A 25389-nucleotide genomic window follows, 5' to 3' on the forward strand; every position below is an offset into this window, starting at 1 on the left:
TAAGGGAGGAATGCGGGATGATAGAACGTCTGCAGGATGATTCCAGGGTTATCGTTGCCGGACACCGCGGCTATAAATCTGCTTATCCGGAGAATACGCTTCTGGCATTCACGAAGGCGCTGGAGCTTGGCGCCGATATGCTGGAGTTCGATTTGCGGTTCTCCCGGGACAGGGAAGTCGTCATCGTCCACGATGAGACCGTAGACCGCACGACCGACAGCTCCGGAAGTGTGAGTGACTTTACGATGGTGGAGCTGGACCGGCTGGATGCGGGAGGGTGGTTCGGCGGTGAATTCGCGGGGCTGCGGATTCCGACTTTAACCGCGTTGTGCGGGCTATTGAAGCGGTTCCCGGATGTTTTGCTGAATGTGGAGATCAAGCCTGCCGCGGACAGCCGGGAGGTTGCCGATGCTGCGATTGTTGAGCTCGGGAAGTACGGATACCTGGAACGCTGCGTATTCACCAGCTTCGATGCGGACGTCATTGCTCATATCCATGATCGTTACGGACTGAGAACGCAGGGATTCCCGGGTGAGAATATGAGAAATTTCGTTGCCGGACCCGCCGGAACCTATTCCAAGATGTGGGCGGTAGGGATCAGCATGAAACAGCTTACGCCGGATATTGTGCGCCAATTCCGCGGGATGGGGCTGCTGGCCTGGTGCTATTGCCCGGATGATGAGGATCAGGTCCGTTATGCGCTGGAATGCGGCGCGACGCTGATGACATGCAACAATCCGGTGCCAGCGCTGAATATCGTCCGCAATTCGGGGTGAACACGCCGGCGCAAGGCTGCTTCGACATAATGCGTCAAACGAAGGGAGTGGGCTTTAGTTGGACAGTATGCTCGTGAGCGTCAAAATGCATCTGTTTCAGCATATTGAGATGTATATTCGGGTGTCGCTCAGCGCGCTGCTCGGATTTCTGATCGGCTGGGACCGCGAGTCGAAGAGCAAGCCGGCAGGCTTGAAAACCTATATGTACGTCTGCGTCGCCAGTACGCTCATTACGCTCACCTCCATATACAGCGTGGAGAAATACAGCACCGGCAATCTGCGGACCATGATGGATCCCATGCGTCTGGCCGCGCAGATTGTGTCGGGTCTCGGATTCCTGGGCGCGGGCGTCATTCTCAAAAATGGCCTGCAGGTGAAGGGGCTGACCTCAGCGGCCATGATATTGTTCGTCGGCGGAGTCGGAATCGGAATCGGCGCCGGCTTCTACGGGATGGTCATCTTCACCGTCGTCGTAACGATGCTGATGGCAAGGCTCGGAAATTTCGTGGAGAAACGCAAGTTCGTGCGCTCCAAAAATGTATATGGGGAGAACGGGGAAGAGTTGACGTTATGAAGGCGAGAAGGTTAAGAGTAATGAAGGAGCATCCTGCAAGTAAACTGATATAAAATTATGAATATTTTTTAAGTTTTCATTCATTGCACAATCAGCTTCGTATTTTGACAGAAGTTATCAAATATGGATTAGCTTATAGACAGGATGATCACATATTGCAGCGGCAGGAGGCACATATTAAGAAAAACTTGCCGAGGAGCGTGTTCTATGCGCACGAAACAGAAGGTCGGATTGACTGCTTCGGAGATTGCCGCTCTGTGGTCTGCCTATATCAGCTGCAGCATGGCGATCTGCCTGTCCCAATATTTTTTGAAATATCTGGAGGATAAAGAAGCTCGCTCATTACTTGAAGAATCATTAAAAAGATACCAGGCCCATTTGAAGAACATCACGCATATATTCACAGAAGAAAAATTCCCGGTCCCCAGAGGGTACAACGATGATGATGTGGACTTGTCCGCACCTTCCTTGTTCTTCGGCCTTTTCCCGCTTAGTTATGTTTATTCGGTCAGCCGGATGGATTTAATTTCGTATTCTGCCTATACGACCAGCGCTGCACGGGAAGATATCCGCATGTTATTCTCGGACTGGATGCAATTTTCATTGGAGATGTTCAATAAAACGACGGACCTGATGCTCTCCAAGGGCATTTACGATCGGCCAGCCTTCATCCCGTATCCCGAGCAGGTGAGCTTCATGAATGAAAAACCAGGAATGCTCACCGAATGGTTCAAGCCGAAGCGGCCGTTAAATGTGTTGGAGATTTCCGACATCTTCTTCAATCTCGAGCGAAATAATTATGCCGTAATACTGCTGACGGGATTTTCGCAGATCATTCGGGACGACAAGATCAAGGAATATTTATTGCGGGGGAAAAAGCTGGCTAACAAGCATATTGAATTTTTAAATGAAATCTTGATCCAGGATGACCTGCTGGGAAACAATATGGTTAATACGGATGTCACAACATCGACCGTTTCGCCATTTTCCGAGCGGTTGATATTGGGGATCATCACATTGACCAATTCAGCGGCCGTTTCCTTCCTGGGGCGTTCGCTGTCGACCGCAACGAGAACGGATTTGACCGTAGAGTATTCCAAGCTTCTGGTGGAAGTGATGAAATATGGCAAGGATGGCATGGATTTGCTGATCGAGCGGGGATGGATGGAGGAGCCGCCGCATGCGCCAAACCGGAAAAAACTTGCGGGCGTGTAGATATCTTGCGCTCCACTTCTCCTAATTCCTGGGGCATGAATCCTTAAGAAGTCGCAGATTTGCGGCTTTTTTTGTTTACCTTAATGCCCACTTGTCCAGCCCAATGTTGTACAATAAACCAATAGGGCGCCTGGCGCCGCAAGAAGAACGGATAAGGAGACGAACGCACAATGACATCCTCTCAGCAAAAAGCAGCCCGGCCCAGCCTGACGGAAGGGCCAATCGCCAAAACATTATTTGTCTTTTCACTGCCGATTTTACTTGGCAACGTGCTTCAGGCGCTGAACGGCTCCATCAATTCGGTTTGGGTCGGCAAGTTTCTCGGTGAAACGGCACTGGCCGCGACGTCCAACGCCAATCTCATCATGTTTTTTTTGATCAGCGCCATATTTGGAATTTCCATGGCGGCAGTCATCCTGGTTGGACAAAATCTGGGGGCCCAGCGGGTTCAGGACGCCAAGAAGGTAGTCGGCACCAGTACGGTATTTTTCGTGATCTTATCCATAATTATCGGAGCCATCGGCGTGATTTTCTCGCCAGCCATTCTTGATCTGCTCAATACTCCGGCGGACGCCAAAACGCTTGCAATATCCTATACGCGCATTATTTTTGCCGGCGTCCCGTTCATGTTCGGATTCAATCTCATCATGGCCGTGCTGCGGGGCTCGGGCGACTCCAAGACGCCTTTTTATTTCCTGCTGCTGTCCGCCGTGCTTGACGTTGCGCTTAACCCGCTGCTGATCCAGGGCTTTGGCCCGTTTCCCAAGCTCGGTATTGCGGGCTCGGCTCTGGCTACGCTGATCGCCCAATCGATCAGCTTCGTCCTGCTTGTCCTCTACCTGTACGGGAAGAAATACTTTCTGCGGCTGACCCGGAATGATCTGCATCTGCTCCGTATGGACTGGCTGGTCATCAAGACCCTTATCCAGAAGGGGCTGCCGATGGGACTGAACATGGTGGTGGTGTCGCTCAGCAACCTGATTCTCATTCATTATGTCAACGCTTACGGCTCCGAGGCGACGGCGGCCTTCGGCATTGCCAACCAGATCTCAAGCTATGTCCAGATGCCTGCACTGGCTGTGGGAGGCGCAGTCACCTCGATGGCTTCGCAAAATATCGGGGCCGGACGGTGGGACCGCGTTTCACGCATTACGTGGTCAGGTGTCGGCTTTAACGTGCTGCTGACAGGAGTGCTCGTCCTTGGCCTGCATCTGTTCAACCGTGAAGCGCTCGGCCTGTTCTTGCCGCAGGAGGGCAAGGCCATCGATATCGGTGTGCATATCAACAATATTACACTATGGTCCTTTATCATATTCGGCGTATTCAACGTCATGGCCGGGGTTATCCGGTCATCTGGTTCGGTAGTCGTGCCGTTGATCGTGTCCTTCATCGCCCTCTTGATCGTCCGTATCCCGCTTGCTTCCTTCCTCGGCAGCCACTATGGATTCGATGCGATGTGGTGGAGCTTCCCGATCAGCTTCGCCATCGCCACGGTGTTGACCGCCCTTTATTACAGGTACGGGGGCTGGAAAAAAGCGCGGCTGCTGCAGGCGGCAGGCGGAGCAGCTTCCGCATGAGATGCATCATGAACGAGCAAGCTATATAGATTGATTTGCTGTATTATCCGGCGGTTTGTCAAGATCCTCCTGCCCGACTGAAAGCACAGGGTAATTATTAACTGCTTGACTTAAAGTTAACTTTAAGGTTTATGCTGTGCTTGTGCCGAAGATAATAGATAAGTTATCGGCGGCATTTTTTCAAAATAATATTCCCGGGAGGAAACTTGACGTGATAATCATCGATCAGATCTATATCAACGGCCAATTCGTGAAACCGCTGGGTACGGAAGAGCTGGAGCTCATTAATCCCGCTAACAAGCAGGTGATAGGCAGGGTCGTTTTGGGAAATGCCCAGGATACCCGGCTCGCGATTGCGGCAGCCAAAGCGGCGTTTAAAACCTATTCCAAAACAACTGTAAAAGAGCGTACCGACATGCTGCAGCGGCTGCATGATGCATTGATGAACAAATTCGACCAGCTGACGCAGGCAACAATCGAGGAATACGGCGCTCCGGTTTCCGTTGCCACGATGTTGACCAAGCTCGCGGCTGATGCCTTTCTGCATACAAAAGAGGTTGCCGAGGAATATGAATTTACAAGATTCGCGGGCAAAGCCAAGGTACACATGGAGCCGCTTGGAGTCGTAGGTGCGATTACGCCCTGGAATGCGAATTCGACTCATATTGCCAATAAGCTCGCCCCTGCCCTTGCGGCAGGCTGTACAGTGGTTTTGAAGCCAAGCGAGCTCAGCGCCATTCAGACGCAGTTATTCGCAGAATGCATTCATGAAGCCGGCATTCCGGCCGGTGTCATCAACATTGTGAATGGCAGGGGAGAAGTCGTGGGCGAAGAGATGACGCATAATCCGGATATAGCGGTAATGGCCTTTACAGGCTCTACACGGGTCGGGAAAATGATCGCCAAGGGAGCGGCGGAACAATTGAAAAGAGTGACGCTGGAGCTGGGCGGCAAATCGCCTAACGTCATTTTGGACGATGCCGATTTTACCAAAGCGATTCCGCTCGCGGTAAGCGCCGGATTCATCAACAGCGGCCAGGCATGCCTGGCAGGTACTCGTCTGATCGTTCCGGAATCCCGTCTGCAAGAAGTCAAGCGGCTGATCAAAGCAGCGATCGACGCCGTAAAAGTAGGCAATCTGTCGGACAAGACGTCCCTTATTGGTCCAATGGTAAACCAGAAGCAGTATGACACGGTGCAGCGTTATATCCGGCAGGCCATCGAAGCCGGAGCCGAATTGGTAGCCGGTGGGGAAGGTAGCCCGGAAGGGCTTGAAGGGGGATATTTCGTCAAGCCGACGGTATTCGCCAATGTAACGAACGACATGGCCATTGCCCGGGAAGAAGTGTTCGGTCCGGTTCTGGTCATCCTGACCTACAAGACCGAAGAGGAGGCGGTTGAGATCGCGAATGACACCTCTTACGGCCTGCAAGCCTTTGTCAGCTCGGGCAGTCTGGAGCGGGCAAACCGTGTGGCCGAGCAGATCGTCGCGGGACGAATATCCGTCAATGGCCTGCATGACGAGCCCAAAGCGCCCTTCGGCGGGTTCAAGCAATCCGGAATCGGCAGGGAGCATGGCACTTTCGGCATCGAAGAATATTTGGAGCCGAAAGCCATCATCGGCCATGACGCGCTTCTTGTTTAAATCTCATGCTTACAGCCAAACCTTGGAATCAACCGGGGTTTGGCTTTTTTTAACAAGATAATTCCAATACTTCATTGGTAACCATTGTGAGTTGAGCGTAATGGATTGACGTTTTATTTGTGATGCTATATGATTAGAACGAACGTTCAGTTGTAGGCGGCAGCTGGTTACGCATCAAGGGGTATTTTGAAGCATGGTTAGAATGAATGTTCGATTTAAGGTCGGATCAAAAAAACAATTTGGAGGAATAACAATGAATAAAACAATCTTTATTACGGGAACCAGTTCAGGCCTGGGTAAATTAACAGCCATTCATTTTGCCAAGCTGGGCTGGAACGTCGCAGCTACAATGAGAACACCGGAGAAAGAAACGGAACTTACTCAATATGACAACATAAAAATCTTCAAGCTTGATGTTACAAACCTTGAACAGGTTGCAGCTTCCGTCGAACAGGCGGTTGCCGCCTTCGGTAAAATCGATGTCGTTGTAAATAACGCCGGCATGGGTACTTACGGCCCGCTGGAATTAGCCAAAGAGGATGCCATCGACTGGCAGTTTGCCGTTAATACGCGCGGTACGATTAATGTAATCCGTAAATTTTTACCTCATTTCAGAGCTAATGGCGGCGGCATGTTTATCAACATCAGTTCCTTCATGGGAGTGACGACAGCCGTACCGCTCGGATCGCTTTACAATATGTCCAAATTTGCCCTGGAAGGCTTAACGGAAGGTCTGTATTACGAGCTGAAGCCGCTGAATATCGAGCTTAGACTGATTGAGCAGGGCGGCTCGGAAGGCAATAATTTCCTAGAAAATATAACCTGGAATAAAGATGCCAGCATTACGGCTTACGATGATTTGATGAATAAGGTCGAGAATCTGATGGAAAATACGGACAGCAGCCAGTTGGACGATCCTCAGGTTATCGTTGACGCCATTGCTGCTCAGGCAACGGGGGAGAGCAAGAAATTCCGCACCCTGATCGGTGACGCGGGCAGCGGGCTGATGGCGCTTCGAAACTCGGTGCCGATTGAGGAATACCTGGAGACCATCGCGCAAAGTTATAAGTAATAAGCTGCCGAAAAACCTGAAGCTGATTAAAAGTCGCGTACTACATCGCGGCTTTTTTTTATTGAGATGGAAGTATGCGCATATTGAATTTGCAAGTTACGGATGCCTGTGGAGCTCCTTTTATTTTTAATCAGTTTCTTGCTGATATGCACGGGCGATAAGCACCATATCAGGCAAGTAGAAGAGTCCTTCCCGTCTGGCCGCAGACGGGGATTATGTTATGCTGCTGCCGCTTAACTCTTCGGCAGGGCACGAATTTTCCAACTGAGACCACTCCCACATGGCAGCGAAAATAGGCTGGAGACGCCGCCCGCGTTCGGTAAGCTCATATTCGACATGCAAAGGCACACCAGGGTAGAGGGTACGCGTAACGATTCCTTGTTCCTCCAGCAGACGCAATCGATCGGTCAGCGTTTTCGGGCTAATCGGCTGCAGCGAACGCCGCAATTCCCCGAATCGTTTAATGCCGTTAAATAAATCGCGCAGAATGAGAAGCGTCCATTTGCCTTCCAGGATCTTCAGAATCGGTTCTATGGAGCCGGAGCATGCCTGATTAATCATGAGTACTACCTCCACGGTTCATTTTTTGAAGCTGTTTTTCAAATGTACCATAGTTCACTGCAGATTTGAACTCACATTTAATAAACGAAAGGGGAGAGTCCTTGCCCTTTGGCCGGAGTGCTTTGGAGGATTCGGGAGGGGCAAATTGGGACAACCTATTTAGAATCAAAACGTTTTCCGCCAAAAAAAAGCCCCGGACACACGCCGCAGAGCGGAACGTGTCCAGGGAGGATTTGCATGCCATAGATCAATACATTTTATTGTTAGTCATGATCCAGACCGAACCGGCAACGATCGTAATGACAATGACGAGGCCGAAGATCAGGGTCATCAGGTTGTAGCGCGGCCCTTTCTCATCGCGCAGATGCATGAAGAAGAGGAGTTGGACCGCAAACTGCAGGATGGCTGTTCCGATCAGCAGAACCCGTGCCGATGTGCCTTCAAGCCATCCGTTCAGTACGACCATAAGCGGGATAATCGTCAGAACGATGGAGAGGAGGAAGCCGATCGTATAGGACTTCAGCGAGCCGTGACCGCCTTCGTGTCCGTGACTGCCATGCGCGTCGTGTGCGCCTCCGCTGTGCTGTGCCATGTCACATCACCCCCATCAGATAAACGATCGTGAAGACGAATATCCAGACGACATCGAGAAAATGCCAGTACAGGCTCGTAATGTTCACCTTGCGCCGCGTAACGGGCGTGATGCCGTAGCGGGCGAGCTGAATCATGATGCCTGTAATCCAGACGATGCCGACTGTAACGTGAATGCCGTGCGTGCCGACCAGTACGAAGAAGCTGGAGAAGAATGCGCTGGAGCTGATTGTGTGGCCTTCATGAATGAGCTTCAGAAACTCGGTCACTTCAAGTCCGATAAAAGTTGCGCCCAGCAGCACGGTAACGATCAGCCAGCCGATGAGACCTTTGCGGTTGCCGGCGTTCATTGCCAGCACCGCCAGACCGCTGGTGAAGCTGCTGGTCAGCAGGATAAACGTTTCGGCGATAATGCCAGGCATTTCGAATATTTCCTTCGGACCGGGACCACCCGCGTGATTGCCGTGCAGCACCACATATGTTGCAAACAGCGTAGCGAACAGAACACAGTCGGTGATCAGGAAGATCCAGAAGCCGAACTGGCGAAGCTCCTCCTGATTGACATGTCCGTCATGGCCGTCCGCATGCGAGTGGACCTGTGCTTGAGTATGATTGCCGGCGTGTGCCATCAGGAAGACCTCCTAGCCGCAGCTTCTGTGCGTTTGATTTCGTCCACCGGAATAGTATACTCGGTGTTGTAGTTGAACGAGTGTGCCAGCATCGTAGCTACGACGCCGATGAAGCCCGGGATAGCAATCCACAGCCAATGAAACACGAGGCCGAAGCCGACAAGAAACCAACAGGCGGCCTGGATGAACGGAATCGCCGAGTTCTTGGGATAATGGATCGGCTCGAGCGGCGGCTTGGGAAGAGGCGCGTGACCGGCAGCCAGACGCTCCTTCTCTTCCCACCAAGGCTCGCGGTCCGTGACGACCGGGATCACCGCGAAGTTGTACAGCGGCGCCGGTGAAGGAATCGACCATTCCAGCGTGCGGCCGTTCCACGGATCGCCCGTCGTATCCTTCTCCATGAACTTGATGCTGTGGGCAATCTGCCACACCTGGAACAGGAAGCCAAGTCCCATCAGGAAGCCGCCGATTGTCGATGTGAAGTTGAGTCCCCACCAGCCGGTATCCCAGCCATAGGAGCTGACGCGCCGCGTCATGCCGTCCAGACCGACGAAGTACTGCGGGATGAAGCAGACGTAGAAGCCGATATTCCAGATCCAGAAGGCCCATTTGCCAAGTTTCTCGTTCAGCTTGAAGCCGAACATTTTTGGCCACCAGTAATACAGGCCCGCGAAGTAGCCGAAGGCGACGCCGCCGATCAGCACCTGATGGAAATGGGCGATCAGGAAGTAGCTGTTATGAAATTGGAAATCCGCAGGCGCGACCGACAGGAGCACCCCGGTCATTCCGCCGATGACGAAGCACGGTATGAAGGCGATTGTCCAAAGCATCGGCGTCGAGAAGCTGAGACGGCCGCGGTACATCGTAAACAGCCAGTTGAAGATTTTTACACCTGTAGGAATCGCGATAATCATAGTCGAGATGGCGAAGAACGTATTGACGTTCGCGCCGGAGCCCATCGTGAAGAAATGATGAAGCCATGTGAAGAATGACAGCAGGCTGATGCTCATCATGGCGAATACCATGGATTTATAGCCGAACAGCCGCTTTTTGGAGAATGTCGAGACAATCTCCGAGAATATGCCGAAGGCCGGCAGGACAACGATATAAACCTCCGGATGTCCCCACATCCAGATCAGATTGACATACATCATGGCGTTGCCGCCGCCGTCCATGGTGAAGAAGTGAGCGCCGAGGAAGCGGTCAAGAAACAGCAGCGCCAGCGTAATGGTCAGAATCGGGAAGGCGAAGATGATCGTGATGCTGCTCGTTAGCACGGACCACGTAAACATCGGCACCTTCGACCAGGTCATGCCGGGAGCGCGCATTTTGATAATCGTGACGACAAAGTTGATGCCTGTCATTAGCGACCCGATACCGGAAATCTGGATACCCCAGATATAGAAGTCCTGGCCGACGCCGGGGCTTCCCGTTATCTCCGACAGCGGTGGATACGACAGCCAGCCTGCGTCCGGCGAGCCTCCGATGATAAATGACATATTGAACAGCATTGCGCCGATGAAGAACAGCCAGAAGCTGAGCGAGTTCAGGAACGGGAAGGCGACGTCGCGCGCTCCGATCTGCAGCGGCACTGCAATGTTGAACAAACCGAACATAAGGGGCATTGCCATGAAAAGAATCATGATGACGCCATGCGTTGTAAACACTTGATTATAATGCTCCGGCGTCAGGAATTTCATGTCCGGAAAGGCGAGCTGCGTCCGCATCATCAGCGCGTCGACGCCGCCGCGGAACAGCATCAGCAGGGAGGCAATGATATACATGATGCCGACCTTCTTGTGGTCGACGGTAGTGAGCCATTCACTCCACAGCCAGCCCCATTTCTTAAAGACCGTTAATGCGAACACGATGGCGATGGTCGTCATGGCGATCGCGACGTCCGCTCCGTATATAAGCGGATCGCCCGTCACGAAAAACCAGGACAGAAAGTCTTTGATTTGTTCGAACATATGCGTGGATGCCTCCCTTTTCTAGTGGTTATGACCCGTACCTGCGGCATCGGCGTCTTCGTGCTCCATATTCATATCCATATCCATATCCATATCCATGTCCTCCATGCCTTCGTTCGTTCCCGGCTGCGGGTTCAGATCGGGCGCCAGCTGGCCGCCTTCATCCTCTTCCGCATGCAGCTCGCTGAGCGTCGTTGCCTTGCGGCCAAGGCCGCCCTCTGCGCCGCGCGACATCGAGTAGTTATGTACGATGCGCTGGAACAGACCGTCGGAAACGGAGGCATAGGTAAGAATAGGGGAGGTACCCGGCTTAACCAGCTGCTGGTACGAATCGTCCGTCAGCGCGCCGCCTTTTGCCTTGACGTCCGTCACCCAGACATCAAAATCGCTGCGCTTGACGGCCTTGGTCGTGAAGGCCATCTTGGCAAACTCGCGTCCGGTGAAATTCGCGCCCGTACCAAGATATTCGCCTGGCTCATCCGCCTGCAAATGCAGCGTCGTCTGCATGCCGGACATGGTATAGATCATCCCGCCAAGCTGCGGCACCCAGAATGAGTTCATCGGTCCATCGGACGTCAGCTCGAACTTGACGGGCGTATCTTCGGGAATAACCAATGTATTAACGGTCGCGATGCCCTGCTCCGGATACTGGAACAGCCATTTCCAGTCCAGCGAGGTAACCTGAACCGTAATGGGCGCAGCATCCGACTTCAGCGGCTTGGCGGGATCCAGCCTGTGCGTATAGATGCTGGTCACTACCGCCAGCAGGGCGATTGCGAGAATGGGAATTCCCCACCAGATAATCTCCAGCTTCGTACTGTGCTCCCATCTTGGCTGATAGGACGCCTTGCTCTCGGGCTTATCCCTGTAACGCCATACGATCCATGCTGTAATTGCGATCACCGGAACCGCGATGACGAGGCAGAGCAGCATTGCGAAGTAGATCAAATCCCGCTGCTGTTCGCCAATCGGGCCTTTCGGGTCGAATACGACCATGTTGGTACAGCCGGAAGCCATGACCGTGCTTACGGTCAACAGGCCGATCACGGCAAGATGCCGAATACCTTTCGCTACGTTCATCTTTTTCTCATCTCCCTACATTCCCATCTTACCCATCCTATCAGCGAGGATTCCCCCCCAGTAGGATAATTATCACAAAATTGAACCCTTGTGAAAATAATAACATGTTCTCTTTCCTGCGTATCGCTTGTTAACAAAGGCGTCATCAGACCGTCGAATTTCCGTAATAATTCGTTCAACATTTCGACGCAATTCAGACTTATGTAAAATTTACCCTCAATCCAACTGTACGAAAAGGACCGCTGCACCCGGCTGCATAAAAGTCATTCTCTTCTGAAGTGAAGGGCCTAAAGAAATGGAAAAAGGCTGCTTCCATTAATGGAAGCAGCCTGCAAGGGGGCGTTCTGTCTACAAATCATTCTCCGCCTCGGATTTCCGTTTGTGAACGAGGTTCATGGCCGTGCCGATCGTGTACGTGAATACACTGCCAACCAGAAAACCGATACCCATCATCAGCAGCACGTTATTGTCGCTGAAGTGCCCGATATCAATGAGACATAAGACAACACCTACACAAAGGGCCACCCATGAAGCGACATGCATCGCGAAGAACAAAGATTTTCCTTCCCGAGCTGTCTGCCGTTCAGCGACTGCCGTTTTTGTCGACATATAAATTCACTTCCTCATTTAGTTAGTAAGGTTTGCAAATGTGCTTTCTTCTTATTATAACACCAATAAAGCGTTTGCGTTCAAAAAATGTTCAAATTTTGATCATAAAACAGACACTTTCTTTAAAAGCGGCATCTGCTGATGTATTACCTCTGTAACGGTTATGCGAAACCGGTCTCTTGGCATGGAGACAATCCCCTGTGGACGCTGAGGAGAAAGTAAAAGTTAAATCGGCGCACCCATCCTGCAGTTCTATTATGCTCAAGAGCATAATAAAATATATGATGTTCTACATTTATAAATAAGATCAATATTAAGTTTAAAATTCTTATATTGTGTATTATTTAATTATATGATATGTATTATATATAACTTATTGGAAGGTTAAAAAAGGAAACGGAAAAATGGAATCGGGCATAATCCGCGTGCAAAGCGCAGGGAAGTTGTCTGGACAAAACTTAGGGAGGGTTTCGGTTATGCTGTCAAAGCCTGGTCAAATCAACTTGGGAAGTATTGTTTGTCAATATTGCGGAAGGCTGATTGATACGGTGGATGCGAGCAGAGTGAGAACCTATCATGGAATATGCAGCCCTGGCGGCTGCCTGGCGGATAGCGCCGAAGAAGAGTCCGATTCGAATTCCTATCCCACCGTCCTCTTTATCAAGAGATGACAATTCAAGCGCGGGCCTCCCATCTGATCGGGAGGCTTTTTTCTGCGTCTCGTTATGATACGAAGCGAAGTTTGCTCAAGCGATTTGCGTTTCGAAGTGCTGCCCAAATGTCCGCAGTCGCACCTCCGGTATACCAATAGGCGAAACCGGCGGCTTTTTCATTCAAGGACTGGACATATTTCAAGGTTAAAGAACGGCTGTCTTCGAGCCATATGTTATGGATGATATGATTATTCGTGTATACCGCTGTATATTGTCCTACTGATGGATCCCATTTCAGCGATGAGAAGATGGGGAGCAGCTGCTCCTGATCAGGAAGCTCGATATCCTCCGATAGAACCTTTCCTGCCTCGATACGCCAATCTCTCGTGAATAATGGCATGCCGACAATCAATTTGGAAGGAGTTGAAATTTTTTTGTTGATCTGCTTCACACCTTGAATAAACCAGGGGAGAGAGGCAACCGAGCCCATTACACTCGAACCTGCCCAATGCTCTTCATAACCCATAAGAACCAGGTAATCAGCGCTTGCGCTTAATGCCGCATAATCAAAGGGCTGGCTCCAGTCCGTATTTGAATCCGGCGGCACGTCGATGGATATCACTTTTCCGGCCGAATGGAGGCGGGTTCCCAGGTCTTTGACGAATGCGGTCAATAAATCCCGGTCGTCCGGGTCCACGTTTTCGAAATCAAGGTTGAATCCGTCCAATTTATACTGTGATGCGTAATTGACAAGCTGCGTAATAACTGAATTTTTATAGACGGTTAAAAATAAATGGAGGACCTCGGCATTCGAACGATTCCCTACAAGAGCCCATACCTTTTTCTGCTTCGCATGCGCCCATTCCACAAGCTCCGGTTCAACGGAAACGGTCAAAGCGCCATCCTTTCCCATAAAAAACCATCTTGGAGAAATAACGTTGATTGTACTTTCCATAACATGCTGTTTAAATTCCGCCGTACTGTCCATGTACTGCCATCCAATCTGAATAGGCGCAGGTGTTTGCGGGACCGTCCGGAGCTTGTCCGAAATCCGGTTCAAAATGGCCGCGGCTTCTTCACGGGTCAAGCTTTGCCCGGGGTGGAAGTATTGGCCGTCGCCGCCCATAATGCCTGCATGGATGATTTCGTTCACTGATTCGGCTGCCCAAGGCGATACGGACGCTTCATCCAGGAACGGATTTGTTTGTGAAACGGGAGCCTGCCTGGTTGCCCTTGCAAGAATAACTGCCGCTTCTTCTCTTGTTATCGTTTCATTTGGAGCAAACTTTTTTTCACTCTTTCCAATAATGAGGCCTAGATTATTCGCAGCATACACCCATCCGTAAAACCAGGCCGATTTCTTGACATCATCGAAGCCGGGGATCGAATTATGTACTTGCTCCAAGCCTAGCACGCCTGCGAGCATCTTCACGAACTCCGCCCGGGTGACCGTTTTGGAGGGCTCAAATAATCCGTCGCCTGTTCCGTTAATGACTTGTTTATTATAAAGGGACAGGATGTCGTTTTTTGCGAAACTCTTATTTATATCAGTAAAGACTGCTTGGGCGGCTTCAGCCCGCACATTCCAAGAAAAGGCAATAATAAGTGCCAGAATAGTAACGGCCAATCTCTTCACATTCATCTCCTCCAAGTTACAAGCATAGCAAAAATAGATAACCATTACCTTTATAACATTATGGAAAAAGAGGTCTGTTATTGGCCCCATAAACAGAATGGGAGGAATCCGCCTATGTATGCGCTTAATCTTTTAACCGTGGTACAATATAGAGCAATGGTTTTAATTTGAAACGAGGAGTGTCATCCATCATGAAAACGATACGGTTTGGCATCATTGGATGCGGCAATGTCACTGAAATCAAGAGCGGCCCTGGCTTCCAGAAAGCCGGAAGCTCGGAGCTCGTCGCTGTCATGCGGCGAAATGCAGGACTCGCGGAAGACTACGCCCGAAGGCATGGCGTGCCTCGCTGGTATACGGATGCGCAGGAATTAATCGACGATCCGGAGGTCGATGCGGTGTATATCGCGACACCTCCCGGCTCGCATCTGGAGTATGCGCTCGCGGCGGCGAAGGCGGGCAAGCCGGTTTATGTGGAGAAGCCGATGGCGCTGAACGGCGGCGAGTGCAGCGCGATGATTGCGGCTTGCCGAGAAGCGCAGGTGCCGCTGTATGTGGCTTTTTACCGGCGGGCGCTGCCGCGCTTTCTTAAAGTCAAGGAGCTGCTGGAAGCAGGCGCGATCGGCGACGTTCGTTATGCGGCAACGGTGCAATACCAGCCCGCTCCGCAAACGGAAGGCGGCGAGCTTCCATGGCGGCTGCAGCCGGAGCTTTCGGGCGGCGGGCTTTTTTTCGATTTGGCCAGTCATACGCTTGATATCCTTGATTTTCTGTTGGGTCCCATCACTGAAGCGAGGGGGATTGCATCCAATCAGCAGGGGAAGTTTGCCGGTATCGAGGATATCGTCACCGGTACATACCGGTTTGAGAACGGCGCGCACGGGACGGGCACCTGGTGTTTTTCCGCTTTTTCACGGGAGGACCGCAATGAGATTGTCGGCTCGAAGGGCAGACTGAGCTTCTCCACATTCGGCCATGAACCGATTCGGCTCGACACGGCAAGCGGAACGGAAGAGTTCCCGTTCGATTCCCCGCAGCACATCCAGCAGCCGCTTATTCAAACGGTGGTTAACGATTTGCTCGGATTGGGCGTTTGCGCCAGCACAGGGGAGTCGGCGGCCCGTACGAATCGGGTGATGGACGAGCTCGTGAAGGGATTTTATCTGGATAACAAGGAATGAACAAAAGCAAATCGTCAGGCATCGCGGCAGGTTCATATCGATTGGACCGACGAAGCAATCATCCGCCCAACCGGGCTTTCTGAAAGGCCGGATATTATGCCCGCCCCAAACTCAAAGAGAAGGTCCCAGCTTAAATGCGGGACCTTCTTTTTTCATGCGGAAACCTCATTCACATCCGATCCGGACATTTAATGATCTCAAATAGTCAGACTTGCTTTAAGAATGCTGTATAGTTTTTACCGTTATATTGAAACTCGATCGAACCGTCTACCAACTTATACTTCTGTATAGTTTCTTTTTTGCCTGTTGCAAGTATATAGACAATGACTTCGTGGTCATAGCTTCCATCTGCATTTCCTGGAATGTCACTTAACGAAACATAGATGCCATCTTGTTGAATGATTCCAAAATAATGAGTATATCCACCTGCAGAATGAAAGGATTCAATTTCTTGGCTGCTTTGAGGATCTGTGATTCTCATGACCCATGCTTGCGATTTAAATGCCTGTGCCATTCCTTTCCCTGTCAAATAAGTGTGATAGATCACATAATCGCCTGCACCGTATAAACCGTTTAAAATCATATAATTATTTTCATCCGTTGGGGGCAACTCGAACAGTTTTTTTGATTGTTTAATATTCAGATTATGAATACTAGGATCACTTAGATAGAAGGTAAATGGATCTGCCGGATAATATATGGTTTCTTTAGATCCTGATGTGCCGGGAGCTGGGGACCATACGATACCCTTTGATGTTTTTGCTGCAAAACTATATTTTTTTAATGCTTTACCTGCAGTCGGGATGGTATAGATGGAGCCTTCGAGTTTAATTGTGGCCGTTTTTTGTTGACTGACAGGTGGATTGCTGGCCGCTGCCTCCTGTTTATTTGATTGATCTATAAAAACCGTTTGCTTTGCCTGATCCCAGGACACAGAGGAGCCTGATATTTCAGCTACAAATCTGAGAGGGACCATGACCCGATTTTGTTTTAAAGTGGCTGCTGTCGGTAATGGATATTTTCTGCTTTCGCTTGTGGCAAATGCGTCTCCGACTTTTAATTCATATTGTTGCTTATCCATTACTATGGTCACCGTCTTATTAGAATTGTCCCAAGCAAAATGAACGCCTTCCAGTTCCTTGATAATGGTTAAAGGAACAAGTGTTGTTCCTTTTGTAATATCGGGGGTGCCATCAGTTTTAATCATTTTGTTATCAATACTAATCTTAATACTATTTGTTGCAAAAACCTGAGATGAAGCTGCGAGACTTGAAACAGCAAGGAACAAGCCGGCAATCTTAACCATTTTTTTCACTGAATCATGCTCCTATTCATTCTAGCGTAGTAATTATTAAGATTTCATAGATTTCCAAATCATTTACGAACTAATTTTTAGACGTTAGAAAAATCCGGAAGTTGCATATTTTGGTACCTTCATTAGAATTGGCTAACGCTGAATATCCTCACTTGACCCTCAGTGTGCGAGGACGGCGCAGCCGCTTCTAATGAAGAGGACAATTTCAGACTGCAAAAGCCAAGTTTCACTCATTCTTGTCTGTACGCCGTTACGGTAACATGAATGCAGGCAAGCCGCAGAAAAGTATAGGAGAGAGGTGAATTTAGGTGGGTAGCATTGCATTTCATCATGTATTCAAGCGATACAAAGGCGAATCCCGTCCGGCCGTCAACGATTTTCACCTGTCCATCGAGGAAGGGGAGTTCCTTGTACTGGTCGGGCCTTCAGGCTGCGGCAAATCGACGACGCTCCGCATGCTGGCAGGCCTTGAGGAAATCAGCAGCGGGGAGCTGTACATCGATGGGAAATACGTTAATTATGTTTCCCCCAAGGACAGGGATATCGCAATGGTGTTTCAGAATTACGCTTTGTATCCCAATCTGACGGTATTCGAGAATATCGCGCTTGGACTTAAGCTGCGCAAAACGGCGAAATACGAAATTGAGCTGCGGGTAAACCGGGTGGCTAAAATTTTGGAGATATCGCATCTTCTGGAGCGCAAGCCAAGCCAGCTGTCCGGCGGCCAAAAGCAGCGGGTTGCGCTGGGCCGCGCGATCGCCCGGGAGCCGCAGGTATTTCTGATGGACGAGCCGCTCTCCAATCTGGACGCCAAGCTCAGAGCCCAGACGCGCGCTGAAATCATCAAGCTGCAAAGCGACCTCAAGCGGACGATGGTCTATGTCACCCACGACCAGGTGGAGGCGATGACGATGGGTACGCGGATCGTCGTTATGAAGGATGGAATTATCCAGCAGGTAGCGCCGCCCAGGCAGCTTTACAGCGAACCGGCCAACCTGTTCGTCGCCGGCTTCATCGGATCGCCGCAAATGAACTTCATTGACGGCACGATGCTGCGCGAAGAGGGACAGCTCTATTTCTCCAACAAGCGGATGAAGCTGCTGCTCCCCGATACGTTCAATGCCCATTTCGGGGACAGACTGAGGTCCGGGCAGAATGTCGTGCTCGGGGTGCGTCCGGAGAACGCCTTCCTGAAGGCGGAGGTTTCCGGTGACGGGAATGGGGAAGAGGACAGGGACTTCGTGCCTGCCACCGTGCAGATGATGGAAGCAACTGGCGCGGATTCCTATGTGTATGCTTTGATCGGTGAAACGAGGATCATTGCACGCACGGATCCCGAGATCATATACAGGCCGGGCGATAAGCTCCTTGTCGGCTTTAACATGAACAAGGTTCACTTCTTCGACGAAAATACGGGTATTTCCCTCGCGGCCGGAGGAGATGAGGGATGAGGCAGTCCGGAGGTTTACGCATCTTCCGCATCCCGGGATTTACCCGGATCGCCATCCGGCTGCTGTTGGTTGCGGCAATCGCATTCGGCGGGTATCACTGGTTCTCGGGCAAGAAATCGGTTAGCTACGCTTCGAATGTAAGCGCTTCCCAATTGATGGCGTTCAAGGATGCCGGCGCACAGCTGCCGTATGTCAAGGAGATGATGAATCATCCCGCCGAAGCATTGGACTTGCAGACGATTGCGATTGACCCGGCAGCTTATACCCTTGCAGCTGCGGAAACGAAGCTCGCTGCAGAGAACGGGCCGGATGGAGCCATTCTGAATTGGAACGGCGCGGAAGGCTGGGTGGAGTGGAGGTTCAACGCCCCAACGACGGGATGGTACGAGCTTCATCTGGATTACAAACCGCTTGCCGGGGGCAATACATCCGCAGTCCGCGGGGTACAGATCGATGGACGCTTTCCTTTTCTCGAATCGGAGCATATCGAGCTGGAGCGAAACTGGAAGGACGCCAAATATCCTTACGACCGCAATGAGGCCGGCATGCAGATCCGCCCGCAGCAGACTGAATTGATCGGATGGACAAACAAAGTCGTGTCGGATTATACAGCATCCTCAAGACCCCTCCTGTACCGGCTCGAGCAGGGGGAACACACCCTGAGACTGGTTGGCGAGAGGGAACCGATTGCACTGCGCGCAATCACGTTCCAGGCTCAGACGCCTCTCCCGTCCTATGCGGAATACGAAATGGCGCATCCGGTCCCCGCCGCACAGGAGAACTGGTACGGCTTGACCGAAGCGGAGCAGTTCGAACGGAAATCCGGCTTGACGATCCAGACGGACCATTGGTCAGAGCCATATATTTCGCCGGATCCAAAGGGCCGGATCACCTACAATGTGCTCGGCGGGCAGAGATGGCGTGTGCCCGGCGAGTGGGTCGAATGGGAGATGACGGTGCCGGCTGACGGCTATTATGAGATTGATTTGAAAAATGTTCAGAATTATCGTCCCGGCTTCAAGGCTTATCGTACGATCGAGATCGACGGCAGGACGCCATTCAAGGAAATGCTTCACTTCGGCCTCGACTTCACGAAGGAATTCGCAATTACAACGCTGGCAGACTCGCAGGGCAAGCCTTTCCGGTTTTATCTTGAACAAGGAACCCATACGATCCGGATGATCGCGGATTCGTCGGAGCTGCAGCCGATTACATTGGCTCTGAAGGACACGCTGTCGCAGATTGCGGCTTTCGACCAGCATATCCGGCTCATTACCGGCAACTACAGCAAATCGGCATTCGATGCCAATATGGATTCCACACGGACCTGGGATATGGTCAAATTCGACCCTGATGCAGCCGCGAAAATACAAGCGTTCATCCAGCGGTTATCCGATATCCGCGAATATATCAACGGCTTGAACGGCAAAAATTCCGACTTGTCGGAAGCAATCAAAGGCTCGGTTGACCTTCTGGACAAGATGCTGGCGGACGTGAACGAAATCCCGAACAAGATCAACGATTTCGCGACCATCCAGAGCAATATCGGCAATTGGATGTCCACGCTGACCCAGCAGCCGCTGCTGCTTGATTATCTTGTCCTGCGCACGCCGGATACCAGAACCGGACTGAAGGTGCCGACTACACTGTCGAGAATTCCTTACACGCTAACGGACTTCGCCCGTTCCTTCTATATGGATTACGATCTGAGCAGCAGCAATGAAGACGGGGCATTGACAGTATGGGTGCAGCGGGGACGCGATTATGTCGATCTGCTGCAGGAGATGGTCAACCAGGATTTCACCCCGAAGACGGGCATCCAGGTCAATATTAACCTGATGCCGAATCCAAACATGCTTATTCTGGGAAATGCTGCCGGGGACGTGCCTGACGTCGCCTTGGGAATCGGCGAAGCGACACCGGCCGACTATGCGATGCGGGATGCGGTGGAGGACTTGTCAAAGTATCAGGGGTTTCAAGAGGTGAACAAGCGGTTCATCCCCGGAGTCAGCCGCGCGCTCACGTATAACGGCGGGACGTACGGGGTTCCCGAGGTTCAGAACTTCCAGATCCTGTTCTACCGCTCGGACATCCTGGAGAATCTGCACCTGAAGGTTCCGGATACGTGGGATGATGTCTTCGATATTCTGCCGACGCTGCAGGAGAACGGGATGACGATGAATTTTCCAAAAGGCGATTTCTCGACGCTCTTCTTCGAGAACGGCGCCGAGCCCTACGCTGCGAATGGGCTTAGAACCGATTTGATGAGCGATGACGGCCAGAAGGCTTTCAAAATGTGGACTGAACTGTTCACGAAATACAATTTACCGATCGACATTCCGGCCTTCTTCCAGCATTTCCGCGATGGAGACATTCCGATCGGAGTCTCGGATTTTAATACGTATGTGCAGCTGCTCGTAGCCGCTCCGGAGATTACTGGCCATTGGAAAATCGCTCCACTCCCGGGCATCAGACAAGCGGATGGCGAGGTTGCCAGATGGTCGCCGCAAGGGCTGTCTGCCGCTATGATCATGAAGAAGAGCGGGCAGAAGGACGAGGCCTGGGAATTTCTGAAATGGTGGACTTCGGGCGAGGTGCAGGCCCGGTACGCGAATGACATTGAGTCGTTCTACGGCCTCGAATTCCACTGGAACACGGCGAATGTAGAAGCGATGCAATCGCTGAACTGGCCCGGCGAAGATTTGAAAGCGCTGCGGGAGCAAGCCCGCTGGGCCAAGAATATGCCCAACGTCCCGGGGTACTACTTCCTTGGCAGGGAGATGGAATTCGCCTGGAACCGCACGGTATTTGACGGCATGCCCGCCGTGGAGTCCCTGGAGCAGGCGCAGCTGTCGCTGCAGCGCGAAATGGACAGCAGGCAGAAGGATTTCGGCATAAACGGAAGGGACCTGCAGGTCCCGCAAATCCACGAACCTTACGAATGGGAGGAACCGGACTCATGAAGACAGAGCTTTCTCCCGGCATGAAGGCACAGCGGTCCCCGGCGATTAAGCTGAATTTGAACCGTTTCTGGATGGACATCCGGCGCGACGCCTTTTGCTACCTGTTCCTTGCGCCGTTCCTGATCTGCTTCCTCGTGTTCATCGTTATTCCGGTGGCGATGGCTGCCACACTTGGATTCACTTCCTATGACGGCTTCGGATCGCTGCATTTCATCGGCTTTGACAATTATATCGGGCTTGTTACGCAGGATATTATCTTCCTGACCAAAGCGCTGCCGAACACCTTCTTGTTCGCACTGATTGTCGGTCCTGGCGGTTATGTGCTGGCCTTTCTGTTCGCCTGGCTGATCCATCAGCTGCCGATCAAAATCAGGGACTACTACACGCTGGCCTTCTACGCGCCTTCGATGGCCGGAGCCGTGGCATTGTCGGTCGTGTGGATCGCCGCTTTCAGCGGCGACCGCGTCGGCTACGTTAACCAGTTTCTGCTTGGAATGGGGTGGATCGAAGCTCCGATCGTCTGGCTGCAGGATCCCAAGTACCTGATGATTATCATGATCGTCGTCTCCTTATGGGTAAGCTTTAGCGTCGGCTTTCTCGCGATGCTGGCCGGGCTGCAGACGGTAAACCGGGAGCTGTACGAAGCCGGCCGCATCGATGGCATCTCGAACCGGCTTCAGGAAGTGTTCTATATCACCATTCCTTCCATGAAGCCGCAGCTGCTGTTCAGCGCCGTCATGACGATCGTCTCGACGCTCAAAGCGGGCAGCATCTCCACGCAGCTGACGGGAATGGCGATCACCCCCCAGTACGCGGGACATCTCATCATCAACCATATCGACGATTACGCATTCATTCGATTCCAGCTCGGCTATGCTTCGTCTATTTCGGTCATGCTGCTGATCGTCAGCTATTTTGCCATGAGATTCGCTTACCGGCTGTTCGGATCGAAGGAGGAACTATAAAACGATGATTCGAAGACTCCGCAGAACGTCGCCGTTTCAGATCATTCTTGTCACCGTCTTTACCGCGCTTGCGGCCTTTATGTCGCTGCCGATCATTTTCATCCTGAACCATGCCTTCAAGCCGCAGAATGAGCTTTTTCTGTTTCCGCCGCGGTTTTTCGTGCAGAATCCGACGTTTCGCAATTTCGAATCGCTGTTTCTTCACGCATCGAATGCGACGGTTCCGTTTACCCGTTATCTGTTCAACAGTATGGTCGTGGCGGCATTGACGCTGATCAGCGTCATCGTCGTCAGCACAATGGCGGCGTATGTGCTCGCCAAATACCAGTTTCACTTCAAACATCTGATCATGGCTCTCATTACGCTGTCACTGATGTTTGCGCCGGAGACGGTAGCGATTCCGCGATATCTCATCATCAATGGAATCGGGCTGAACAACACGTATTTCGGGCATGTTCTGCCTGCTCTGGCTTCGCCGGTCGCGGTGTTCATGCTGGTCGGCTTCGTCTCGCAGATTCCGAACGATCTGGTGGAGGCAGCCAAGATTGACGGGGCCAGCCACTTCGGCATTTTCATCCGTATCGTGCTGCCGCTCTGCGTGCCCGCCATCGCAACCATCTCGATCTTCACGTTCCAGGGCGTATGGGGAGATGTGGAGACATCGACCCTGTTCATGCAAAAGGAGGCGATGAGAACGCTGGCTTTCTATGTCAACAGCCTGCTCAGCGGACTCCAGAACAATGTGGCCGGTCAAAATATGGCCGCCGCTGCCGGTCTGCTTATGTTTATTCCAAACCTGCTCATATTCCTGCTCTTCCAGCGGAGAGTGCTGGAGACGATGGTTCATTCCGGAATCAAGTAATTTCATCAGCAAAGGAAGTCTGAAGCGATGAAGAAATGGATTGCTTGCCTGCTTGTGGCAGCGACGGCCTTGCTCGCCGTGCCTGATACCATGTATGCCCGGCTTCCCTATATAACCAGCTACTTCGACAGCAACCAGTCCTCGTGGTTCCGGATCCAGCCGATTTATACGCCGGCCGATGCCTATTCCGCCCGCTTCGGTGAGCCAGTCGATCTGCATGTGGCAGCGGACGATAAGGTGTATGTGGCCGACAAGGAGCTGGGCCAGGTCATCGTGCTGAACAATGACGGTTCGCTGGAGAGGACGATTGGAGATAAGGAAGGGATCGGGCAGCTCAGCTCGCCCGAGGGTGTATTCGTCACCCCGGAAGGCCTTGTTTATGTGGCGGATGCCGGCAATCAGCGAATTGCGGTGTTCGATTCGGACGGCGCGTTCGAACGCGAATACAAGAAGCCGGATTCGGCTCTTCTGGGCTCCGAGCACTTCGTGCCGAACAAGCTCGTCGTCGACCGCCGCGGCGTGATGTACATTGCGCTGAATTCCTCCTATCAAGGTCTCGTCCGCCTGAACGGCGATGGGGAGTTCATGGGCTATTTCGGAGCCAACAAGGCGCAGCAGACGCTGCTTAACTGGCTGAAGAAGCTGATTCTCAACAAGGAGCAGCTGGCGAAGGAGACGGCCAGCCTGCCCCGACCAATTACGAATATTTCGCTGGATGACGATGGCTTCATCTATACGTCAACAGCGGCCGGCTTCGGCCAGGGAGCGATCCGCAAGCTGAATGCCGGGGGCGTGGACGCCTTCAAGAACAAAACACTGGAGAACGGCCACGGCATTGTGGATATGGCGGTCGACAAGGACGGGTTTCTGTACAATGTCGATCTGGATTCGGAGCGCATCAATCTGTACGACCGCAGCGGCAATGCGCTGTTTGCGTTCGGACTTGTCGACAAGGAGACGCAGCAGTACGGCGTCCTCGGTTATCCGACAGGCATCGGCGTCGATTCGCATAATGGAATTTGGATATCCGACAGTCTGACCAAGACCGTGCACAAATACGTCCGCACCGAATTCGGCAGCGACGTCCTCCAGGCGCTCGTGCTCTACACGGATGGCAAATATGAAGAGAGCAAGCCTTACTGGGACAGGGTCTACGCCCGCAATGACATGTACAACGGCACGTTCCAGGGGCTCGGCAAGGTTTATCTGCATGAGAATAATGACGGCGAAGCGCTGAAGTTCATGAAGACGGCATTCGATACGGACGGTTATTCCAAAGCGTTCTGGCAAATTCGGCTGGAATGGCTTCAGGAACACTTCGTCGTCCTGTTCCTATGCCTGGTCGGGCTGGGATTGTTGATCCATTTTGGCATGAAAGGAATCCGCAGGCTCCTGCGCAGACATCCGCTTCCCCCTGCCTGGAGCAGGCCGCTTGCCGATCTGCGGAACTTCGGTTATGTCATGATTCATCCCTATCAGGGCTTCTACCGGCTGAAGGAGGCGCGTGTCGCGCCGTGGATTATCATCCTCCTTCTGGTCGCGGTATTCGGGGTCAAGCTGGCGACGATCTATGGGACCGGCTTCCTGTTCCATCCCGTCGATCTGATGGAGATCAACCTGCGCAATGAGCTGGGCCTGTTCGTGCTTCCATGGCTGACCTGGATCATCGCCAATTATCTCGTTTGCAGCGTCAAGGACGGAGAAGGGAGGTTCAGGGAGGTCGTTCAAGGCAGCACTTATGCGCTCGCGCCTTACTTGTTCTTCTCCGTTCCAATCGTGATCCTGTCCAATATCGTTACGCTGGACGAGAAAGTAATTATCGGCTCCCTGAACTCGGCGATGGTGCTGTGGCTTGTGGTGATGTTCATCGTCATGACCCAGGTCATTCATAATTTCGATTTCCTGGAAACGCTCAAAAATACGGCTGTCACCGTGTTCACGATCGGCACGATCTGGCTGTTCGGCTTCATCGTGTTCGGTCTGTCCTTCAACCTGTACGATTTCTTCTATCAGCTCTACAAAGAGGTGAGTTTCTATCAATAACGTTATCAAGCGGCAATCCCT

Annotated in this window: 21 protein-coding genes; 13 read left to right on the top strand and 8 right to left on the bottom strand. The window is 51.9% G+C overall.

Going from position 1 to position 25389, the window contains the following annotated elements:
- The first annotated feature begins 17 nt into the window (after nucleotides 1–17).
- From AC0YOB_RS05390 to AC0YOB_RS05415, 6 genes are all read left to right on the top strand, one after another.
- The gene (locus AC0YOB_RS05390; RefSeq protein WP_475791891.1) at nucleotides 18–776 is read left to right on the top strand and encodes a glycerophosphodiester phosphodiesterase family protein; all 759 of its coding nucleotides are present in this window, start codon (nucleotides 18–20) and stop codon (nucleotides 774–776) included.
- A gap of 67 nt (nucleotides 777–843) precedes the next feature.
- Nucleotides 844–1350 (top strand): MgtC/SapB family protein, encoded by a 507-nt coding sequence (locus AC0YOB_RS05395; RefSeq protein WP_475792308.1) that lies wholly within the window; start codon nucleotides 844–846, stop codon nucleotides 1348–1350.
- Nucleotides 1351–1557: 207 nt separating this feature from the next.
- Nucleotides 1558–2565 (top strand): DUF3231 family protein, encoded by a 1008-nt coding sequence (locus AC0YOB_RS05400; RefSeq protein ID WP_475791892.1) that lies wholly within the window; start codon nucleotides 1558–1560, stop codon nucleotides 2563–2565.
- Nucleotides 2566–2735: 170 nt separating this feature from the next.
- Nucleotides 2736–4142, top strand: a complete 1407-nt coding sequence (locus AC0YOB_RS05405; RefSeq protein ID WP_475791893.1) for an MATE family efflux transporter — start codon at nucleotides 2736–2738, stop codon at nucleotides 4140–4142.
- Nucleotides 4143–4353: 211 nt separating this feature from the next.
- On the top strand, nucleotides 4354–5787 hold the full coding sequence (locus AC0YOB_RS05410) for an aldehyde dehydrogenase family protein (protein WP_475791894.1): 1434 nt from the start codon (nucleotides 4354–4356) through the stop codon (nucleotides 5785–5787).
- Between the two features lie 253 nt (nucleotides 5788–6040).
- Complete coding sequence (locus AC0YOB_RS05415; protein WP_475791895.1) at nucleotides 6041–6859, top strand: SDR family oxidoreductase; 819 nt, start codon at nucleotides 6041–6043, stop codon at nucleotides 6857–6859.
- 213 nt (nucleotides 6860–7072) lie between these two features.
- Here AC0YOB_RS05415 and AC0YOB_RS05420 read toward each other — a convergent pair whose 3' ends face one another.
- From AC0YOB_RS05420 to AC0YOB_RS05445, 6 genes are all read right to left on the bottom strand, one after another.
- Nucleotides 7073–7420: a winged helix-turn-helix transcriptional regulator gene (locus AC0YOB_RS05420; RefSeq protein WP_475791896.1), complete on the bottom strand. Its 348-nt coding sequence runs from the start codon at nucleotides 7418–7420 to the stop codon at nucleotides 7073–7075.
- 247 nt (nucleotides 7421–7667) lie between these two features.
- Nucleotides 7668–8012, bottom strand: a complete 345-nt coding sequence (cyoD, locus tag AC0YOB_RS05425; RefSeq protein ID WP_210040178.1) for a cytochrome o ubiquinol oxidase subunit IV — start codon at nucleotides 8010–8012, stop codon at nucleotides 7668–7670.
- Nucleotide 8013: 1 nt separating this feature from the next.
- Nucleotides 8014–8640, bottom strand: a complete 627-nt coding sequence (gene cyoC / locus AC0YOB_RS05430; RefSeq protein WP_475791897.1) for a cytochrome o ubiquinol oxidase subunit III — start codon at nucleotides 8638–8640, stop codon at nucleotides 8014–8016.
- Nucleotides 8640–10610 carry a cbb3-type cytochrome c oxidase subunit I gene (locus AC0YOB_RS05435; protein WP_475791898.1) on the bottom strand — a complete coding sequence of 657 codons (1971 nt, stop codon included), beginning with the start codon at nucleotides 10608–10610 and terminating at the stop codon, nucleotides 8640–8642. The genes cyoC and AC0YOB_RS05435 overlap by 1 nt, the downstream gene beginning before the upstream one ends.
- Nucleotides 10611–10631: 21 nt before the next feature.
- A complete protein-coding gene (cyoA, locus tag AC0YOB_RS05440; protein WP_475791899.1) occupies nucleotides 10632–11690 on the bottom strand; it encodes a ubiquinol oxidase subunit II in 1059 nt (352 codons plus the stop codon).
- A gap of 348 nt (nucleotides 11691–12038) precedes the next feature.
- Nucleotides 12039–12299, bottom strand: coding sequence for a hypothetical protein (locus tag AC0YOB_RS05445; protein ID WP_475791900.1), 261 nt, complete (start codon nucleotides 12297–12299; stop codon nucleotides 12039–12041).
- 476 nt (nucleotides 12300–12775) lie between these two features.
- Here AC0YOB_RS05445 and AC0YOB_RS05450 point away from each other — a divergent pair, with 476 nt between their 5' ends.
- A complete protein-coding gene (locus AC0YOB_RS05450) occupies nucleotides 12776–12970 on the top strand; it encodes a hypothetical protein (protein WP_475791901.1) in 195 nt (64 codons plus the stop codon).
- 52 nt (nucleotides 12971–13022) lie between these two features.
- On the opposite strand, the gene AC0YOB_RS05455 is transcribed toward AC0YOB_RS05450, so the two are convergent.
- Nucleotides 13023–14588, bottom strand: coding sequence for an S-layer homology domain-containing protein (locus AC0YOB_RS05455; RefSeq protein WP_475791902.1), 1566 nt, complete (start codon nucleotides 14586–14588; stop codon nucleotides 13023–13025).
- Between the two features lie 191 nt (nucleotides 14589–14779).
- On the opposite strand from AC0YOB_RS05455, the gene AC0YOB_RS05460 reads away from it, so the two are divergent.
- Nucleotides 14780–15769: a Gfo/Idh/MocA family protein gene (locus AC0YOB_RS05460; RefSeq protein WP_475791903.1), complete on the top strand. Its 990-nt coding sequence runs from the start codon at nucleotides 14780–14782 to the stop codon at nucleotides 15767–15769.
- A 205-nt stretch (nucleotides 15770–15974) separates the two neighbouring features.
- On the opposite strand, the gene AC0YOB_RS05465 is transcribed toward AC0YOB_RS05460, so the two are convergent.
- The gene (locus AC0YOB_RS05465; protein ID WP_475792309.1) at nucleotides 15975–17075 is read right to left on the bottom strand and encodes a copper amine oxidase N-terminal domain-containing protein; all 1101 of its coding nucleotides are present in this window, start codon (nucleotides 17073–17075) and stop codon (nucleotides 15975–15977) included.
- A gap of 317 nt (nucleotides 17076–17392) precedes the next feature.
- Between AC0YOB_RS05465 and AC0YOB_RS05470 the strand changes: the two genes are divergently transcribed.
- From AC0YOB_RS05470 to AC0YOB_RS05490, 5 genes are read left to right on the top strand one after another with little or no spacing between them, the layout of a single operon-like run.
- Nucleotides 17393–18535 carry an ABC transporter ATP-binding protein gene (locus tag AC0YOB_RS05470; protein WP_475791904.1) on the top strand — a complete coding sequence of 381 codons (1143 nt, stop codon included), beginning with the start codon at nucleotides 17393–17395 and terminating at the stop codon, nucleotides 18533–18535.
- Nucleotides 18532–21498 carry an extracellular solute-binding protein gene (locus AC0YOB_RS05475; RefSeq protein WP_475791905.1) on the top strand — a complete coding sequence of 989 codons (2967 nt, stop codon included), beginning with the start codon at nucleotides 18532–18534 and terminating at the stop codon, nucleotides 21496–21498. The genes AC0YOB_RS05470 and AC0YOB_RS05475 overlap by 4 nt, the downstream gene beginning before the upstream one ends.
- On the top strand, nucleotides 21495–22463 hold the full coding sequence (locus AC0YOB_RS05480) for a carbohydrate ABC transporter permease (protein ID WP_475791906.1): 969 nt from the start codon (nucleotides 21495–21497) through the stop codon (nucleotides 22461–22463). Before AC0YOB_RS05475 ends, AC0YOB_RS05480 begins: the two co-directional genes overlap by 4 nt.
- Nucleotides 22464–22467: 4 nt before the next feature.
- Nucleotides 22468–23325, top strand: coding sequence for a carbohydrate ABC transporter permease (locus AC0YOB_RS05485; RefSeq protein ID WP_475791907.1), 858 nt, complete (start codon nucleotides 22468–22470; stop codon nucleotides 23323–23325).
- Nucleotides 23326–23352: 27 nt separating this feature from the next.
- The gene (locus AC0YOB_RS05490; RefSeq protein ID WP_475791908.1) at nucleotides 23353–25368 is read left to right on the top strand and encodes a YIP1 family protein; all 2016 of its coding nucleotides are present in this window, start codon (nucleotides 23353–23355) and stop codon (nucleotides 25366–25368) included.
- The last annotated feature ends 21 nt before the right edge of the window (nucleotides 25369–25389 follow it).

It is taken from the genome of Paenibacillus sp. JT31N17 (genome assembly GCF_056269255.1).

Excerpts from the sequence above, each read along its gene's own strand:
- AC0YOB_RS05390 (WP_475791891.1), top strand. The coding sequence starts at position 18 with ATGATAGAACGTCTGCAGGATGATTCCAGGGTTATCGTTGCCGGACAC.
- AC0YOB_RS05395 (WP_475792308.1), top strand. The coding sequence starts at position 844 with ATGCTCGTGAGCGTCAAAATGCATCTGTTTCAGCATATTGAGATGTAT.
- AC0YOB_RS05400 (WP_475791892.1), top strand. The coding sequence starts at position 1,558 with ATGCGCACGAAACAGAAGGTCGGATTGACTGCTTCGGAGATTGCCGCT.
- AC0YOB_RS05405 (WP_475791893.1), top strand. The coding sequence starts at position 2,736 with ATGACATCCTCTCAGCAAAAAGCAGCCCGGCCCAGCCTGACGGAAGGG.
- AC0YOB_RS05415 (WP_475791895.1), top strand. The coding sequence starts at position 6,041 with ATGAATAAAACAATCTTTATTACGGGAACCAGTTCAGGCCTGGGTAAA.
- AC0YOB_RS05420 (WP_475791896.1), bottom strand. The coding sequence starts at position 7,420 with ATGATTAATCAGGCATGCTCCGGCTCCATAGAACCGATTCTGAAGATC.
- cyoD (WP_210040178.1), bottom strand. The coding sequence starts at position 8,012 with ATGGCACAGCACAGCGGAGGCGCACACGACGCGCATGGCAGTCACGGA.
- cyoC (WP_475791897.1), bottom strand. The coding sequence starts at position 8,640 with ATGGCACACGCCGGCAATCATACTCAAGCACAGGTCCACTCGCATGCG.
- AC0YOB_RS05435 (WP_475791898.1), bottom strand. The coding sequence starts at position 10,610 with ATGTTCGAACAAATCAAAGACTTTCTGTCCTGGTTTTTCGTGACGGGC.
- cyoA (WP_475791899.1), bottom strand. The coding sequence starts at position 11,690 with ATGAACGTAGCGAAAGGTATTCGGCATCTTGCCGTGATCGGCCTGTTG.
- AC0YOB_RS05445 (WP_475791900.1), bottom strand. The coding sequence starts at position 12,299 with ATGTCGACAAAAACGGCAGTCGCTGAACGGCAGACAGCTCGGGAAGGA.
- AC0YOB_RS05450 (WP_475791901.1), top strand. The coding sequence starts at position 12,776 with ATGCTGTCAAAGCCTGGTCAAATCAACTTGGGAAGTATTGTTTGTCAA.
- AC0YOB_RS05460 (WP_475791903.1), top strand. The coding sequence starts at position 14,780 with ATGAAAACGATACGGTTTGGCATCATTGGATGCGGCAATGTCACTGAA.
- AC0YOB_RS05465 (WP_475792309.1), bottom strand. The coding sequence starts at position 17,075 with ATGGTTAAGATTGCCGGCTTGTTCCTTGCTGTTTCAAGTCTCGCAGCT.
- AC0YOB_RS05475 (WP_475791905.1), top strand. The coding sequence starts at position 18,532 with ATGAGGCAGTCCGGAGGTTTACGCATCTTCCGCATCCCGGGATTTACC.
- AC0YOB_RS05480 (WP_475791906.1), top strand. The coding sequence starts at position 21,495 with ATGAAGACAGAGCTTTCTCCCGGCATGAAGGCACAGCGGTCCCCGGCG.
- AC0YOB_RS05485 (WP_475791907.1), top strand. The coding sequence starts at position 22,468 with ATGATTCGAAGACTCCGCAGAACGTCGCCGTTTCAGATCATTCTTGTC.
- AC0YOB_RS05490 (WP_475791908.1), top strand. The coding sequence starts at position 23,353 with ATGAAGAAATGGATTGCTTGCCTGCTTGTGGCAGCGACGGCCTTGCTC.